The organism is Amorphoplanes digitatis (genome assembly GCF_014205335.1).
GTDB lineage: Bacteria > Actinomycetota > Actinomycetes > Mycobacteriales > Micromonosporaceae > Actinoplanes > Actinoplanes digitatus.
This window is the reverse complement of the sequence record NZ_JACHNH010000001.1, coordinates 1087296-1103388: the sequence shown is the minus strand read 5'-3', so window position 1 is coordinate 1103388 and position 16093 is coordinate 1087296. Positions and strand designations below refer to the sequence as shown.

The 16093-nt window shown below is 74.0% G+C and carries 13 protein-coding genes; 4 read left to right on the top strand and 9 right to left on the bottom strand.

Features of this window, described 5'->3' with window-relative positions; translation table 11 throughout:
* Nucleotides 1-29 precede the first annotated feature (29 nt).
* The 3 genes from BJ971_RS05115 to BJ971_RS05105 all read right to left on the bottom strand — a co-directional run bounded on the left by BJ971_RS05115 (nucleotide 30) and on the right by BJ971_RS05105 (nucleotide 3402).
* Nucleotides 30-1724, bottom strand: a complete 1695-nt coding sequence (locus BJ971_RS05115) for a serine/threonine-protein kinase (RefSeq protein ID WP_184990279.1) — start codon at nucleotides 1722-1724, stop codon at nucleotides 30-32.
* A gap of 62 nt (nucleotides 1725-1786) precedes the next feature.
* Nucleotides 1787-2470, bottom strand: coding sequence for a class F sortase (locus BJ971_RS05110; protein WP_239087553.1), 684 nt, complete (start codon nucleotides 2468-2470; stop codon nucleotides 1787-1789).
* A gap of 50 nt (nucleotides 2471-2520) precedes the next feature.
* Entirely contained in the window at nucleotides 2521-3402 is an 882-nt protein-coding gene (locus BJ971_RS05105; RefSeq protein WP_184990276.1) for a DUF4397 domain-containing protein, read from the bottom strand.
* Between the two features lie 223 nt (nucleotides 3403-3625).
* On the opposite strand from BJ971_RS05105, the gene BJ971_RS05100 reads away from it, so the two are divergent.
* Both BJ971_RS05100 and BJ971_RS05095 read left to right on the top strand, forming a co-directional pair.
* Entirely contained in the window at nucleotides 3626-8164 is a 4539-nt protein-coding gene (locus tag BJ971_RS05100; protein WP_377885295.1) for an ATP-dependent helicase, read from the top strand.
* A gap of 392 nt (nucleotides 8165-8556) precedes the next feature.
* Nucleotides 8557-9216, top strand: a complete 660-nt coding sequence (locus BJ971_RS05095; RefSeq protein WP_184990274.1) for an HAD family hydrolase — start codon at nucleotides 8557-8559, stop codon at nucleotides 9214-9216.
* A gap of 459 nt (nucleotides 9217-9675) precedes the next feature.
* Here the strand turns inward: BJ971_RS05095 and BJ971_RS05085 are convergent, their stop codons facing one another.
* Together BJ971_RS05085 and BJ971_RS05080 are read right to left on the bottom strand one after the other, a co-directional pair.
* Nucleotides 9676-10218: a GNAT family N-acetyltransferase gene (locus BJ971_RS05085; RefSeq protein WP_184990273.1), complete on the bottom strand. Its 543-nt coding sequence runs from the start codon at nucleotides 10216-10218 to the stop codon at nucleotides 9676-9678.
* 289 nt (nucleotides 10219-10507) lie between these two features.
* A complete protein-coding gene (locus BJ971_RS05080) occupies nucleotides 10508-11437 on the bottom strand; it encodes an LLM class F420-dependent oxidoreductase (RefSeq protein ID WP_184990272.1) in 930 nt (309 codons plus the stop codon).
* Nucleotides 11438-11520: 83 nt separating this feature from the next.
* Between BJ971_RS05080 and BJ971_RS05075 the strand changes: the two genes are divergently transcribed.
* Nucleotides 11521-12306 carry an SAM hydrolase/SAM-dependent halogenase family protein gene (locus BJ971_RS05075; protein WP_184990271.1) on the top strand — a complete coding sequence of 262 codons (786 nt, stop codon included), beginning with the start codon at nucleotides 11521-11523 and terminating at the stop codon, nucleotides 12304-12306.
* Nucleotides 12307-12358: 52 nt separating this feature from the next.
* Here the strand turns inward: BJ971_RS05075 and BJ971_RS05070 are convergent, their stop codons facing one another.
* The gene (locus BJ971_RS05070; protein ID WP_184990269.1) at nucleotides 12359-12736 is read right to left on the bottom strand and encodes a hypothetical protein; all 378 of its coding nucleotides are present in this window, start codon (nucleotides 12734-12736) and stop codon (nucleotides 12359-12361) included.
* 224 nt (nucleotides 12737-12960) lie between these two features.
* Between BJ971_RS05070 and BJ971_RS05065 the strand changes: the two genes are divergently transcribed.
* Complete coding sequence (locus BJ971_RS05065) at nucleotides 12961-13746, top strand: DNA-formamidopyrimidine glycosylase family protein (RefSeq protein ID WP_184990267.1); 786 nt, start codon at nucleotides 12961-12963, stop codon at nucleotides 13744-13746.
* Here BJ971_RS05065 and pspM read toward each other — a convergent pair.
* The 3 genes from pspM to BJ971_RS05050 form a co-directional block, all read right to left on the bottom strand.
* Nucleotides 13743-14504, bottom strand: a complete 762-nt coding sequence (gene pspM, locus BJ971_RS05060) for a phage shock envelope stress response protein PspM (RefSeq protein ID WP_184990265.1) — start codon at nucleotides 14502-14504, stop codon at nucleotides 13743-13745. The genes BJ971_RS05065 and pspM overlap by 4 nt on opposite strands.
* Nucleotides 14505-14533: 29 nt before the next feature.
* Nucleotides 14534-15400 (bottom strand): PspA/IM30 family protein, encoded by an 867-nt coding sequence (locus BJ971_RS05055; RefSeq protein ID WP_184990264.1) that lies wholly within the window; start codon nucleotides 15398-15400, stop codon nucleotides 14534-14536.
* 218 nt (nucleotides 15401-15618) lie between these two features.
* Nucleotides 15619-16071 (bottom strand): helix-turn-helix domain-containing protein, encoded by a 453-nt coding sequence (locus tag BJ971_RS05050; RefSeq protein WP_184990263.1) that lies wholly within the window; start codon nucleotides 16069-16071, stop codon nucleotides 15619-15621.
* Nucleotides 16072-16093: the final 22 nt, after the last annotated feature.

The following is a 16093-nucleotide window of genomic DNA, read 5'->3' as shown; positions in this document are numbered from 1 at the left end:
CTATGGACTCATATCGGTTGAGCCATAATTCAGCCGTCCGTGTAGAACGTGCTCTGGATCATGCCCCATTTCTCGAAATTGCCAGGCCAGTCCAGTTCGCGGGTCATCAGGCCGATCGCGTACGCCTTGCCGTCGTTCGCCGCCCGCCACCGGGTCATCGCGTGCATCCGCCCGCCGGTACTGCCGTCGTATGTGTACTCCCAGTCCGCCGCCCGGGCCAGGCCGGGCACCCGGTCGATCCGCAGCTGCCGGTAGCCCGGCAGGTCGCCCGCGGCCCGCAGCCGGGCCGCCTCCTTGCGGCAGGCCTGCACCGGGTCGCCCTGCGGGCTGCGCGCGGGATCGACGCTGAGGATCCGGACGCTGCCCGGGTCGCGGAAACAGATCGTCGTGCCGATGGTCTCGTAGGTCCAGCCGTCCGGAACCGCGATGTGGAACCCGGACGGGTCGGTGAAGTAGGACCAGCCGTCGTAGAGCGCCCATCCGCCGCGCAGCTTGGCCGCGCCCGCCAGGGGCGTGGTGGGCAGCTCGGCGCGGACCGGACTCTCGCAGTTGACCGGGCTGAAACCGCCCGCGCCGCCGCCCGCGCCGGAGGTCGTCGCGACGCTCGGCGTGACGCCGCGGGCGAGGCCGGGGTCCGCGTCGCCGCGCAGCGCCATCCCGGCGGCGACGCCGCCACCGGCGAGCATGACAAGCGCGACCAGCCCGGCGACGGCGAGTCGCCGCCGCGGACGGGACGGGACCCGCGGCGGTCCGCCGCGCTGCGCCGGGATGTGCGTACCCTCCGGCTCGGTGGTGGGTCCGGGCAGGGCCAAGGCAGACGATCGCGCGGGCTCGTCGTCGGGCGGCCTCCGCGGCGACGGTACGGCCACACGACCGCTCGTGGGCTGCGCGGCCAGCACGACGGCGTCCTGCGCGACGACCACGCGCAGCAGCATCTCCGCCTCGCGGGCGGTCAGCCGCTCGACCGGCTCGCGCCGCAGCAGGCCGGTGAGCACCGGCGCCAGCGGCCCGGCCAGGCGCGGCGGATCGGGCTCCTCCGTGGCCAGCGCCATCAGCGTCGCCATGGCGTTGTCGCGGGCGAACGGCGAGCGCCCCTCGACGGCCGCGTACAGGGTCGCGCCGAAGGACCACAGGTCGGACTCCACCGTGGAGGCGCCGTCGCGGGCGCGCTCCGGCGAGACGTACTGCGGCGAGCCGACGACCAGGCCCGGGCCCGTCACCGAGCCGTCGTCGACGAACGTGGCGAGGCCGAAGTCGGTGAGCACCACCCGGCCGTCGTGGCCGATCAGGACGTTGTGCGGCTTCACGTCGCGGTGCAGCACGCCGGCCCGGTGCGCGGCGGTGATCGCCTCCAGCACGTCGAGGCCGATCCGGGCGGCCTCCGCCGGCGCGAACGGGCCGTCCTCGCCGAGCACCTGGTAGAGCGAGCGCGACGGCACGTACTCCATCACGATCCAGGGCAGGTCCCGGGCGTGCACGACGTCGTAGATGCGGATCACGTGCGGGTGGTTGAGGCGGGCGGCGCTGCGGGCCTCGCGCAGCGTACGGGTGCGGAGCCGGGCCTTCTCGTCGTCGGTCATCCAGTTCGGAGGAACGAACTCCTTGACGGCGACGTCGCGGTCCAGCATCTCGTCGCGGGCGAGCCAGACCCGGCCCATGCCGCCGGAGCCGACCGGCTCGAGGAGACGATACCGACCGGCGATGAGCATTCGCCTGACCGCCATCAGCCTCCACCCGTCGCTTCCCGACCAGGATAGTCACCGGCGCCCGGCCGGGGGAACGCCGATCACCCGGCCGCCGCGTAGACCACCAGGTTGTCCCGGTAGGACCTCAGGCTCCGGTCGAAGACGCCGCCGCAGGTGATCAGCCGTAACTGCCGGTCGGGGGTCGGGCCGTAGACCTTTTCGGAGGGAAAGGCGGTCTTCGGGTACCAGGCCGTCGTGGTGACGGTGAAGCTCAGCGTACGGCCGCCGCGGACCACCTCGATGCGGTCGCCGGGCCGGAGCTCGCGGAGCCGGAAGAAGATCGCCGGGCCGCGCTTGGAGTCGACGTGACCGGCGAGGACGGCAGGGCCGAGGTCGCCCGGTGCGGTGCCGTCGGCGTACCAGCCTGCCCGGTCGTAGTCCCGGGGCGGCTGCAGCTCGCCGCCGGTGCCGAGGCGCAGGGTCTCCAGGGCGGTGTCGATGCCGATCGACCTGACCCGCAGCCGGGTGGGCGGACCGCTGAGATCCTGGGGAACGGTACGGAACGGGTTGGGCGCCACCGTCGCCGGGCTCGCGGAGCCGGGCGCCGCGGACGTCGGCTCGGCGGCCGGCGGGGCCGGGCTCGCGGAGGCGCCCCAGCGAACGGTGCCGCCGGCGTTCGGTCCCTCCGTGGCGACGACGAGTCCCACCAGCAGGGGGATCGCGATCGCGAGGGCGACGCGCAGCGCCGCCCGGCGTACGGGTGAATGGACGGTCCCGGCCGGCACGGACTCATCTTCCGGCCCGGCCGGGTCTGCGGCGGCCATCGGGTACGGCGTCAGTCGTCGCGCGGGTGCCGCCGGAGCGCGTCCTCGCGCGGGTGTCGCCGGAGCGCCAGGAACAGCGCGCCGGTGAGCGACGCGGCGAGGCCCACGAGGATCAGCGCGGCCGGCAGCGGGGACCGCGGCCGGGTGCCGCCACCGCCGGTGGCGACGCCGCCGCGCGGCACCGTGCCCTGGCGGGCTGCGTCGATGTGCAGCTCGGGCTTCAGGCCGCCGCTCTTGTCGTCGAGGACGAGCAGGGAATAGACGTTGCCGGCGCCGAGCGTGCACGGCAGGTCGCTGGTCTCGCCGCCACCGCTCGGCGTCACCCGGACCGTCCATTTGCCGGGGTTGACCTCGCGGTACGCGGTCGTGGTGGCGAACTGGACGGCGTCCGCGATGGTCTTGCCGTTCGCGCCGCCGACGTCGAGGACCGGCGCCTTCACCGATGCCTGGATGATTCGGATCTTGGACTCGCCGGCGTCCGGCAACCGGAGGTCGTCCTTGAGGACGCGCAGGCCGAGGTCGGCATACCGGCCGACCCCGGCGACCGTGTACGCGGCGCCGGCGGTGACCGTCACCTGCGTGGTCAGCACCGGCGGGGTGCTCGCGACCGCGCCGGCCCGGCGCATCGCCACCGAGTACATGCCGGTGGGCAGGCGCAGGTAGTCGGACATCGCGCCGTACGCGACGCCGTCGAACTTCTGGTCCCGGACCGCTCCCGAGTCGGACTTGAGGTAGACGTCGACGGCGGGCGTGTCGGGCGAGAGGTGCGCCAGGCGGACGTAGCCGGCGCCGGCCGCCCTCGCCGGGGTCGCGGCGAGGACGACGGCGGCCAGCGCGGCCAGCGCCGCCACCGCGCCGGCGAGGCGCCGTACGGGATCGACGTGCTCGGACACGGCGCCTCCTGTCGTTCGGCATCGTCGATGCCTGCCTTCGAGCCCTCAATGTGCCGTACGTCACTGGAAGACCACCATGGCCCGTCCGGTCAAGCGCAAGTGCCCGCCGTGTCCGCTGACGTCTGTTTGGTTCCCGCCTCGGTCGTCGGCCCGCCCGGCGGATGTTTCGCCCGGCCGCCGGTTTCTGTCACACCCGGGGAGCACCATGGGATCCGTGCCAGACGTGCTGGAGCAGTTCGGCCTCGCGACCCGGGAGTGGTTCCGGGCCGCCTTCGCCGCGCCGACGGCCGCGCAGACCGGCGCGTGGCGCTCCATCGGGGCGGGGAGAAACGCGCTGGTCGTGGCGCCGACCGGCTCCGGCAAGACGCTTGCCGCGTTCCTCTGGTCGATCGACCGGCTGGCACACGAGCCCACGCCCGCCGAGCCCCGGCGCCGCTGCCGGGTGCTCTACGTCAGCCCGCTGAAGGCCCTGGCCGTCGACGTCGAGCGCAACCTGCGCGGGCCGCTGACCGGCATCCGGCAGGCGTCCGGCCGGCTCGGCCTGCCCCCGCCGGACATCACCGTCGGCATGCGGACCGGCGACACACCCGCCGACGAGCGGCGGCTGTTCTCCCGCACCCCGCCCGACATCCTCATCACCACGCCTGAGTCGCTGTTCCTGCTGCTCACCTCCGCCGCCCGGGATTCGCTGCGCGGCGTCGAGACGGTGATCATCGACGAGGTGCACGCCGTCGCGGCGACCAAGCGCGGCGCGCACCTGGCGCTCTCCCTCGAACGGCTCGACGCGCTGCTGGGCCGGCCGGCCCAGCGGGTCGGGCTGTCCGCGACCGTGCGGCCGATCGACGAGACGGCCCGCTTCCTCGGCGGGGCCGCCGACGTCGAGATCGTCCAGCCGCGCAGCGCCAAGACCATCGAGGTCTCGGTCCAGGTGCCGGTCGAGGACATGACCCGGCTGGACGAGTTGCCCGACGACGCCGACGACCCCGGTGCCGGGCGGCACTCGCCGTCGATCTGGCCCGCGGTCGAGGAGCGGGTGCTCGACCTGATCTCCGCGCACCGCTCGACGATCGTCTTCACCAACTCACGCCGCGGCGCCGAAAGACTGTGCGCCCGCATCAACGAGCTCGCCCTCGAGCGGGCCGAGCCGGGCGCCGCTCCCCCGCCCCGCCCGCCGGCGACGCGCCCGCCGGCACAGGTGATGGCGCAGTCGGGCGAGGCCGGCGGCGCGCCGCCGGTCGTGGCCCGGGCACACCACGGGAGCGTCTCGCGCGAGGAGCGCAAGCAGATCGAGGAGGCGCTCAAGTCCGGGCGGCTGCCGGCCGTTGTCGCCACCTCCAGCCTGGAGCTGGGCATCGACATGGGCGCCGTCGACCTGGTCGTCCAGATCGAGGCACCGCCCTCGGTCTCCGCCGGGCTGCAACGCATCGGCCGCGCCGGGCACCAGGTCGGCGCCGTGTCCCGCGGTGTCGTCTTCCCGAAGCACCGCGGCGACCTCGTCTCCTGCGCTGTCGTCGCCGAGCGGATGAGCGAGGGCGCGATCGAGGAGCTGCGCTACCCGCGCAACCCGCTCGACGTGCTGGCACAGCAGATCGTGGCCATGACCGCGCTGGACGCCTGGCAGGTCGACGAGCTGGCCGCGCTGGTCCGCCGCGCGGCGCCCTACGCGGAGCTGCCGGACTCCGCCCTGCACGCCGTCCTCGACATGCTGTCGGGGCGTTACCCGTCGACGGCCTTCGCCGAGCTGCGGCCCCGCCTGGTCTGGGACCGCACGACCGACGAGCTGACCGGCCGCCCCGGCGCCCAGCGGCTCGCCGTGACCAGCGGCGGCACGATCCCCGACCGCGGCATGTTCGGCGTCTTCCTGGCCGGCTCCGAGCGCGCGTCCCGGGTCGGCGAGCTCGACGAGGAGATGGTCTACGAGTCCCGCGTCGGCGACGTCTTCCTGCTCGGCTCCACGTCCTGGCGGATCGAGGACATCACCCCCGACCGGGTGCTGGTCTCGCCCGCGCCGGGCGCACCGGCCCGGATGCCGTTCTGGAAGGGCGACGCCCTGGGCCGCCCGGTCGAGCTGGGCCGGGCGATCGGCGCCCGGCTGCGCGCGCTGACCCGCGCCGGGGACCCGGCCGCGATCGAGTCGCTGCGCGCGTCGGGGCTGGACGAGTGGGCGGCCGGCAACCTGATGGCCTACCTGCGCGAGCAGCGCGAGTCGACCCGCAACCTGCCCGACGACCGCACGATCGTGGTGGAACGCTTCCGCGACGAGCTGGGCGACTGGCGGATGACCGTGCACTGCGTGCTCGGTGCCCGGGTCAACGCGCCCTGGTCGCTCGCGATCGCCCGCCGGCTCTCCGAGCGCTACGGCGTGGACGGCCAGGTGATGCCCTCCGACGACGGCATCGTGGTGCGCCTGCCGGATACCGCCGAGGAGCCGCCCGGCGCCGAGCTGGTCGCGTTCGACCCCGAGGAGATCGCCCAGCTGATCGAGGAGTCGGTCGGCACGTCGGCGCTGTTCGCCTCCCGGTTCCGCGAGTGCGCGGCCCGGTCCCTGCTGCTGCCGCGCCGCGACCCGCGCCGCCGCCAGCCACTCTGGCAGCAGCGCCAGCGGTCGGCGCAGCTGCTCGACGTGGCCCGCGAGTTCGCCGACTTCCCGGTGACGCTCGAGGCCGCGCGCGAGTGCCTACAGGACGTCTTCGACCTGCCCGGCCTGGTCGGGCTGATGCGCGAGATCGCCGGCCGCAAGGTGCGCCTGGTCGAGGCCGACACGGCGCGGCCGTCGCCGTTCGCCCGTTCCCTGCTCTTCGGCTACGTCGGCGCGTTCCTCTACGAGGGCGACGCGCCGCTGGCCGAGCGCCGGGCCGCCGCGCTGGCGCTGGACTCGACCCTGCTCGGCGAGCTGCTCGGCCGCGTCGACCTGCGCGAGCTGCTCGACCCGACGGTGGTGGCCGAGACCGAGAGCCAGCTGCAGTGGCTGACCAGCACGCGCAGCCCCCGCGACGCCGAGGACGCGGCCGAGCTGCTGCGGCTGCTCGGCGACCTGTCCCCCGCCGAGCTGACCGCCCGCGGCGTCGACCTCGACTGGATGGACACCCTGGCCCGGCGCGCCATCCGGGTCCGGATCGCGGGCGAGGAGCGCTGGATCGGCGTCGAGGACGCGGGCCGCTACCGCGACGCGCTCGGCGCGGCCCTGCCGGTCGGCGTGGCGGAGGCCTACCTGGAGCCGGTCACCGACCCGCTCGGCGACCTCGTCGCCCGCTACGCCCGCACGCACGCCCCGTTCGCCGCGGCGACCTGCGCGGCCCGCTTCGGCCTCGGGGTGTTCGTGGTCGAGCAGGCCCTCAAGCGACTCAGCGCGACCGGACGCGTGGTGTCGGGCGAGTTCTCGCCGGGCGGCGCGGGCGCGGAGTGGTGCGACGCCGAGGTGCTGCGCATGCTGCGCCGTCGTTCGCTGGCCGCGCTGCGCCGCGAGATCGAGCCGGTTCCGCCGCGCGTGCTGGCGGCGTTCCTGCCGCGCTGGCACCAGATCGGCGGCAACGCCCGGGGCGTCGACGCCCTGGCCGCGTCGATCGAGCAGCTCCAGGGCGTGGCGGCACCCGCATCGGCCTGGGAGCGGCTGCTGCTCCCCGCGCGGGTCGCCGACTACGCCCCGCCGCAGCTCGACGAGCTCTGCGCGAGCGGCGAGGTGCTGTGGGCCGGCTCGGGCTCCATCCCCGGCGGCGACGGCTGGGTAACCCTGGCGTATTCGGACAGCGCCCCGCTGCTGCTCCCGCCCCCCGACGACGACCTGCCGCTGTCGCCGCTGCACCACGCGGTGCTGGCGGCGCTCGGTGACGCACAGGCGCTGTTCTTCCGGGACCTCTCCGACCGCGCCGGGTCAACGGACGACCCGGAGTTGATCTCGGCGATCTGGGACCTGGTCTGGGCGGGACACCTCACCAACGACACGTTCGCCCCGCTGCGGGGCCTGCTGGGCGGCAGCGGCGCGCACCGGGCGAAGGCGGCACCGGCCCGGACCCGCTACCGCCGCCCCGGACGCCCCGCCATGCCGAGCCGATCGGGCCCACCAGCGATGGCCGGCCGCTGGTCCCGCCTGCCGGACCGGGATCTGGACCCGACCCGCCGCGCGGCGGCCCTCGCTGACCTCCTGCTCGAACGACACGGCGTGGTCACCCGCGGCGCGGTGATGGCCGAGGGCGTCACGGGCGGCTTCGCGGCCGTATACCCGGTGCTCGGAGCCCTGGAGGAACGCGGCGCGGCCCGCCGCGGCTACTTCGTGGAGGGCCTGGGCGCGGCCCAGTTCGCGGTGCCGGGCGCGGTCGACCGGCTACGCGCCCTGGCCGAGCCCGCGGAACTGGCAAAACGCGCGGGCACCACGGCAGTGGTACTGGCCGCAACCGACCCGGCGAACCCCTACGGCGCCGCCCTACCCTGGCCGGACCGAGTCGTCGACAGCGGCAACGGCGAAACGATCCCCGCCGCCGGCCACCGCGCGGGCCGCAAGGCGGGCGCCCTGGTAGTCCTGGTCGGCGGCGACCTGATCCTGTATGTCGAACGGGGCGGCAAGACGCTGCTGTCCTTCATGGACGACTCTGACGCCCTGGCGGCGGCGGGGCAGGCACTGGCGGGGGCGGTGCGCTCGGGCGCACTGGGCGCCATGTCGGTGGAACGGGCCGACGGCGAGTCCGTGCACTCCTCGCCCCTGCGAGACGCACTCACCACGGCCGGATTCCGCACCACACCACGGGGGCTGCGACTACGCGGCTGACCTGCCAACCACGCCACCCTGTCACCCACCACCGTGCCGACCGCTGCCGCCCACCACCGCCATGTCACCCACCGCCGCCCACCACCGCCGTGCCACCCACCACCCGTCAGCCATCGCCGTGCCACCCACCACCGCCCAACATCGCCATGCCACCCACCGCCATCAGCCATCGCCACGCCGACCACCGCCGTCAGCCACCACCCAGCCGACCACCGCCTCCGGGCCTCCGGTGCCGGACAGCGGTGCCGTCCGCCGACAACGTCGATCAGCTCGTCGGGGGCTGGGCTGGCTGTTCGCCGCAGGCGCGGGGTGGTGGGGGCGGGTCTGCCTGGGCCGTTGGGCGGCGGTGGGTGGGTCGGCTGTCGGCACGGGGTGCACGGGATACTGCCCGCGTGGCGATCAAGGCATTGATCTTTGACTTCGACGGTCTGCTGATGGACACGGAGAGCACGCTGCTGGAGAGCTGGCGTTGGGAGTGGCGGCGGCATGGGCTCGAACTCGACCCGGCCGGTTTTTTCGCCGACCACGGTGGCGACGCAAACGAGCCGCGTTACGCGGCGCTCGCCGGGGCGGTCGGGGCTGCCTACGACCGGGGGTCCAGCCACGCGCTGCGGATGGCGTACCGGGCAGATCTGAATGCGGCGCTCCGGCCGGAGCCTGGCGTCGTCGGGTGGTTGGACCGGGCCGCGGAGCTGGGGCTGCGGCTGGCGGTGGCGAGCAGTTCTCCGATCACCCACGTGGGTGCGATGTTGGATCAGGCGGGGCTGCGAGCGCGGTTCGAGGTGCTGGCGACCGGCGAGCAGGTGGCGGCGCACAAGCCGGATCCGGCCGTCTACCTGCTGGCGCTGGATCGGCTTGGGCTGCCTGCGGAAGAGGCGATCGCGTTCGAGGACACCGCGCACGGCGTGGCGGCGGCGCAGGCGGCCGGGCTGCGCTGCGTGGCGGTACCGAACCCGCACGCCGACCCCGCCCGCTTCGGGGCGGCGGACCTGCTCCTATCGAGCGCCGCCGACCTGCCCCTGGACAAGATTCTGGCCAAGCTGGATCGATAACCGACCGTCCCCAGTAAACGAAGTACAGCGCGGTCGCGCCGGTAGCCGGACCCGCTCGACCCGCCGGACCCGCCTGGCGGGCCAGACCTGCCGGACCCGCCCCACCCGCTGGCCTGCCAGACCTGCCAGACCTGCCGGACCCGCCCAACCCGCCTGGCCTGCCAGAACGGCCCGACCCGCCGGACCCGCCCAACCCGCCTGGCCTGCCAGACCCGCCCAACCCGCCTGGCCTGCCAGACCCGCCCAACCCGCCCAACCCGCCCGACCCGCCCGACCCGCCGGGCCTGCTGGACCCGCCCAACCCACCTGACCTGCCAGACCTGCCCAACTCGCCTGGCCTGCCAGAACTGCCCAACCCGCCCCAAAGCCGCTCGGCATTACCGCGCAGCTCTCGCAGAAGTGGCGGGGGACGGCATGTTGTGCTGATCGGGGAAGCCGGACTCGGCCGCGGGCGATGCGTCAGGCCGTCGTCGCGGGCTCGACCGGGTCGTAAGGCCAGCGGAGGACGAAGATCCAGTCGAGGCCGTCCTCGCCCTGGTCGTCGAGGTGTTCGGCGCGGGCCAGGCCAGCCCGGAACGCCACGCGCTGGGAGGCCACATTGTCCGGGCGGACGCGGGCCACGACCGTCCACTCCGGCAGGTGCTCGCTCGCCCACGCCACCACGGCCTGGGCCGCCTCGCTGGCCACGCCGGCACCCCACGCCCGGGTGTCCAGGCGGTAGAACAGGTTCAGCACCTCGATCTCGCGGAAGCGGACCACCTTCACCCCCGCGAAGCCAAGGATCTTCTCCGGTTCACGGTCCCGGATGACCCAGTAGCCGAACCCGTGCCGGCGCCAGTGCTCGTCCCAGCGGCCGTACAGGTGCTCGGCGTCGTCGCGAGTGGCGAGCAGGTCCGAAGGGTTGTGCAGGCAGGCTTTCGGATCATGGTGTATCGCGAAGATCGTTTCGAGGTCGGCGGGAACGGGCCGACGCAAAGTGAGCCGCGCGGTGACAATCTCCACGCATCAGACTTTACGAGAGGACCCGGGTCAGTCCAGCCGCGCCGTCACCCTTCCGCGCACCCGCCGGCCCGACGCCAGGTCAGACCCCGGACGCGAGACCATCACGCCCCGAGACCACTGCCACGGCAACTCCCGCGCTGCGCCATCAGCCCCGACGCAGCGCCCATCGCGGCCGGGGAGCACTGCCTCGGCGACTCGCGCCGTGGGTATTCGGGACCGATCGCAGCGCCGCCGCGGTCGCCGCCAGTTGACGGGACCGGCACGGCCCGGCAGCTGGCGCCGGGAGGGTTCAGGTCAGTTGGGGTGCGACCTCGGTCGCTACCAGCTCGACGTGGTGTAGGTCGTTCAGGTCCAGTAGTTGCAGGTACATCCGGGAGGCGCCGGCTTCGGCGTAGCGGCCGAGGATCTCGACTGCCTGGTCGGGGGTGCCTACCACGCCGCCGTTGCCGCGCATCTCGTCCACGTCGCGGCCGATCGCGGTGGCGCGGCGGCGTACCTCGGCGTCGTCGCGGCCGACGCAGAGGACGGCTGCGGCCGAGAATGCCGGGGGTCGGGGGCGGCCGATCTCCGAGCTCGCCGCGCGGACCCGGTCGTAGCGGGCCGGCAGGTCTTCGATCTTGGTGAACGGGGCGTTGAACTCGTCCGCGAATCTGGCCGCCAGGGCCGGGGTGCGCTTCTTGCCGGAACCGCCCAGGATGATCGGCGGGCGGGGCGACTGGGCCGGCTTCGGCAGGGCCGGGGAGTCGACCACCTGGTAGTGCTTGCCGGTGAAGGAGTACGTCGCTCCGACCGGGGTCGTCCACAGGCCTTCGATGATCTCCAGCTGCTCCTCCAGGCGATCGAAGCGCTCGCCCAGCGGCGGGAACGGGATCGCGTAGGCCTCGTGTTCGCGTTCGAACCAGCCGGCGCCCAGGCCCAGCTCCACCCGGCCGCCGCTCATCGCGTCGACCTGGGCCACGCCGATCGCCAGCGGGCCCGGCAGGCGGAACGTCGCCGAGGTCACCAGGGTGCCCAGCCGGATGGTCGACGTCTGCACGGCCAGCGCCGCGAGGGTCAGCCAGGCGTCCGTGGGACCGGGCAGGCCGTCGCCGCCCATCGCCACGTAGTGGTCGGAGCGGAAGAAGCCGTCGAAGCCCGTCTCCTCGGCGAGCTGGGCCACCCGCCGCAGGTCGTCGTAGCCGGCACCCTGCTGGGGTTCGGTGAAGATCACAAGACGCATGGGTCCCAGCCTGCCAGACGGGCCGCGACGCGCCCGGTCGCATGGCGCGCGCGGAGCGTGCCAGGGCAGTAACGTTGACCACCATGGGCGGCTATAAATGGATCAGCCTCACCACCGACTACGGCACATTCGACGGATTTGCCGCAGCGTGTCACGGTGCGATCGCGCGTATCGCTCCTGAGGTGCGGGTCATCGACATCACACACCATGTGCCGCCCGCCGACGTGGCGCGGGGCGCGGCGGTGCTCGCGCAGACCGCGCCGCACCTGCCGGCGTCCGTGCACGTCGGGGTCGTCGATCCGGGCGTCGGCTCGGATCGCCGGGGCATCGCGATCGGCACGCCGGGCGGCGTCCTGGTCGGGCCCGACAACGGGTTGCTGGTCTGGGCCGCGGAGGCGCTCGGCGGCATCGACTCCGTGGTCGAGCTGACCAATAAGGACTGGCTGCTCGGCGACGTCTCGCGGACGTTCCACGGCCGGGACGTGTTCTCGCCGGCCGCCGCACGCCTCGCGCTCGGGGCGCCGCTGAACGACGCCGGGCCGGCGGTCGACGCCGGCACGATCGTCCGGCTGCCCGACCCGATGGTGGCGGTCGGTGACGGCTGGCTCGAGGCCGAGGTCGTCACCGTCGACCGGTTCGGCAACGTGCAGCTCGCCGCGGGCGGCGCGATGCTCTCCGGGCTCAGTCCCGAGCTGGTGGTCGGCGGGGTGAAGGCCCGCCGGGCGCAGACGTTCGCGGACGCACAGCCCGGCGAGCTGATCGTCTACGAGGACTCGGCCCAGCGGGTAGCGATCGCCGTCAACGGCGGCCGCGCGGTCGTCGTCCTCTCGGTCCGCCCCGGCGACATCGTCCGCGTCGCCGAACGCTGACCACACAGCGCCACACGGCGCGCCCAGCGCCCAGCGCCCAGCGCCAACGGCATCACCCGGCCGCGCCCAGCCACAACGGCATCGCCGGCGGCACGGTCGAACTGGAGCCGATCACCGGGACCGGGCGGACCCCGAGGTGGCGCGTGTGTCCCGCGTCGATGGGTTTGCCTCGGGCGCCGGTCGGCCGGACCGGCGCGACTAGGTCCGTGAAGCCGCGGGCGGCGACGTTGGCGCGCACGGCCGCCGGCATCCGGCCACACAACCCGCTGCCCGCAGGTCCGGCCGGATGGCGATCTCCAGGGCGGAGACCATCAACGCCGCGGAGCCGGCCGTGTGCGGCCCGCCGGATGGCCCAGCCCCAGCCGTCCTCGGGCAGCCCGTCCTCGATCCTGTCGTCGAAGCTGACCGGGACCGGGTGCACCTTCGCCACGGCCCAGAACAGCAACCCCGTTGTCGGGCCCGGTCAGCACGCCGCGCGGGGTGCCGACCGCGATCCGAGCCGGTGTCTGGGTCGACGGCCAGCAGCCGGCCGTAGAAGAGCGCGCCGCCGGTCACAGTCCGTCGAGCTCGGACCGGAGCGGGACGAAGCACGGCGCCAAGATCCATAGCCGGACGATGGGCGAGACGGGGGCGTGGGCGGGCAGGATGGGTTGCATGCCCGAGGGTGACACCGTGTGGAACACGGCGCGTGTGCTGGAGCGCGCGCTGCTCGGCGACGTGCTCACCGGCTGCGACCTGCGCGTGCCGCAGCTCGCGACGACCGACCTGACCGGGTGGACGGTCGCCGAGTCCGGGAGCCGGGGCAAGCATCTGCTGCTGCGCCTGACCAACGGCGACCGGGCCATGACGCTGCATTCGCACCTGCGGATGGACGGTGCCTGGCGGACCTACCCGACCGGCGAGCGGTGGAGCGGGCGGCCCGCACACCTGATCCGGGTGGTGCTGCGGACCGACCGCGCGGCGGCGGTCGGCTATCACCTGCACGAGGTGGCGCTGCTGCCGACAGCGCACGAGGGCGCCCTGCTCGGACACCTCGGGCCGGATCTGCTGGGCGCGGACTGGGACGAGGCCGAGGCCGCCCGGCGGATCGCCGCGAGCCCGGACGCCCCGATCGGCGAGGCGCTGCTGGATCAGCGCAACCTGGCCGGGATCGGCAACCTCTACAAGGCCGAGATCCTGTTCCTGCGGGGGCTGTGGCCGTGGACGCCGGTCTCGGCGGTGCCGGACATCGAGGGCACGGTGCGGCTGGCGCAGAAGCTTGTCGCGTCGAACCGCGGTCGCTGGACGCAGACGACCACGGGTTCCCTGCGCCGCGGCGAGACCAACTACGTCTACGGCCGGCGGGCGCAGCCGTGCCGGCGCTGCGGCTCGGCCATCCAGAAGGAGGATCAGGAGGAGCGGGTCACCTACTGGTGCCCGCGGTGTCAGCCGAAGCCCTAGGCGGCCGGGGTGCTGGGGCGGCGCAGCTCCGAGAGGCCCTCGGCCACGCCACGGAGGCGGTCGGCCGCCTCGACCAGGCCGGTCAGCGCCGGGTGCTGGTCCGCCACCGGGTGGCCGTCCTCGGCGACGTAGCTGGCCGCGGCCGCGACCAGTCGTTCGTAGGCGCCGACGCCCTCGGTGAACTGCTTCGCGAGGCTCTCGTGCGCGTGCGCGATCCCCGGTCGCTGGTCGGGCGGGCTGAGCGGGATGGCCCGCTCCACGCTCGCCACCCGCTGGCCGAGGTCGCGCAGCCACTGCTCGGCGACCGCCGCCTCGAGCATCGCGGACTCGCCGGGGCCGGTCAGCCGGCCGGCCAGGCCGACGAGCGTCGCGGACGCGCGGTCGAGCCGGTCCCAGGCCTGGACGACGGCGGAGCCCCGCACGGCGTAGCGGTCCTTGTGCCGGCGCATCTCCTGGAGGACCTGACGCCCGGCCGGGAACCGCTCGACGGCGGCCATCAGCCGCTGGCCGGGGATGCCCGGCTGGGGAGGGGGCGGCGCGGGCAGCGCGGCCAGCGCCCGGTAGTCGCCCCAGCGCCACCAGGCCAGCGCCGCGGAAGCCCCCGCGGACGCCGCCCAGACCGCGTCGGCCACGCCTATCCCCGCGTACGGGGTGAGGACAGCGGTGGCGGCGACCAGCCCGCCCCCGACGACGCTCCACCGCCGTGCCGAGCCGCGCAGCCGCCTGAGCCGCCGGAAGTACCGGGTCCGCTCGTCCACCGTCTGGTCCTCTCCCCGCGTACGCGGTGTCAGCCGGCGGCCGACGTGTCTCCCCGCTTGGCATTCATGCTGGCCCGGATCTCGTCGAGCCGGGCGACGCTGGCCGGGTCGGCGGCCGGGGTCGCCGGCTTGCCCTGCTCCACGGCCGGCTGCGCCGGGGTGCCACCGAGCTTCTCGCCGGCCATGCTGGCCCGGATCTGCTCAAGACGGGACGAACCCGCCATGTCGAGGCTCGACTTCTGCACCTCGAGCATGCGTCCCTCGACGGAGTTCGACGCCAGCTCGGCGCGGCCCATCGCGTTCGCGTAGCGCTGCTCGATCTTGTCGCGCACCTCGTCCAGCGACGGGGTGTTGCCGGGCGCCGAGAGCGACGACATCGACTCGAGCGACTTGGCGACGGTCTCCTGCATCTTGGCCTGCTCGAGCTGGCTCAGCAGGCGGGAACGCTCGGCGATGCGCTGCTGGAGCACCATCGCGTTGTTCTCCACCGCCTTGCGGGCCTGGCCGGCCGCCGAGAGCGCCTGGTCGTGCAGCGTCTTCAGGTCTTCCATCGACTGCTCGCCGGAGACCAGCTGGGTGGCGAGCGTCTGCGCGGTCGACTCGTACTTCTGCGCCTCGGACTCGTCACCGCCCGCCCGGGCCCGGTCGGCCAGCACGAGGGCCTGGCGCGCCATGCCCTGAAGCTTCTCGACCTCGGACATCTGCCGGGACAGCTTCATCTCGAGCTGCCGCTGGTTGCCGATCACGGCCGCGGCCTGCTGCACGAGGGCCTGGTGCTGCCGCTGCGCGTCCTCGATGGCCTGCTGGATCTGCACCTTGGGGTCGGCGTACTCGTCGATCTTCGCGCCGAAGAGCGCCATCATGTAACGCCAGCCCTTGACGAACGGGTTCGCCATATCCGCGGTATCCCCTCAATGTCGCTCAGTCGGACGCGCCACCGACGCGGGACCGAGGGGTCTTCACGATGGCGCGGAGTCCATCGTGTCAGCTCCATGCCACCGGCGTCACGTGACCTCGGGGGGATCTCAGGGTCTTGCGAGGGTTCCCCCGAGGTCGAGGCTACGCGCCGACAGGCGTTCCGGCGACGGCCGGAACGCCTGCGATCGGTCTGAGGTCAGGCTGCGTAGACGATGTCGCGGTCGCGCTTGCGAGTGGTGCGCAGGGTCGCCCTGAGCGGGGAGTCCTGGCGCACCGAGACGGAGACGGATCCGTCGGAGGTGAGCTGGCGCACGGCCGGGGCGTCGGTGCCCTTGGCCGGGGCGGGCTTGACCGCACCCGCACCGCTGGAATCCAGCGGGGTCGGTTCGAGCGGGACGAGCACGCCGTCCATGCCCTCGGCGAGCGCGAGCGTGCCGCTCACCTCGCCCAGCACCTCGGAGAGGCGGGCACCCAGGGCCTCACAGATCGCCGCGAGCAGTTCGCTGGACGCTTCCTTCTGGCCACGTTCGATTTCGGAGAGATACCCGAGGCTGACGTTGGCGGCGGTCGACACCTCACGCAGCGTGCGATGCTGACCCTGCCGGCGCGCCCGAAGTGCGTCACCGATAACCCGGCGTAGCAGGACCATGGCACCTCCTCCTGCGGCGGGG

Excerpts from the sequence above, each read along its gene's own strand:
- BJ971_RS05050 (WP_184990263.1), bottom strand. The coding sequence starts at position 16,071 with ATGGTCCTGCTACGCCGGGTTATCGGTGACGCACTTCGGGCGCGCCGG.
- BJ971_RS05055 (WP_184990264.1), bottom strand. The coding sequence starts at position 15,400 with ATGGCGAACCCGTTCGTCAAGGGCTGGCGTTACATGATGGCGCTCTTC.
- BJ971_RS05080 (WP_184990272.1), bottom strand. The coding sequence starts at position 11,437 with ATGCGTCTTGTGATCTTCACCGAACCCCAGCAGGGTGCCGGCTACGAC.
- BJ971_RS05075 (WP_184990271.1), top strand. The coding sequence starts at position 11,521 with ATGGGCGGCTATAAATGGATCAGCCTCACCACCGACTACGGCACATTC.
- BJ971_RS05115 (WP_184990279.1), bottom strand. The coding sequence starts at position 1,724 with ATGGCGGTCAGGCGAATGCTCATCGCCGGTCGGTATCGTCTCCTCGAG.
- BJ971_RS05065 (WP_184990267.1), top strand. The coding sequence starts at position 12,961 with ATGCCCGAGGGTGACACCGTGTGGAACACGGCGCGTGTGCTGGAGCGC.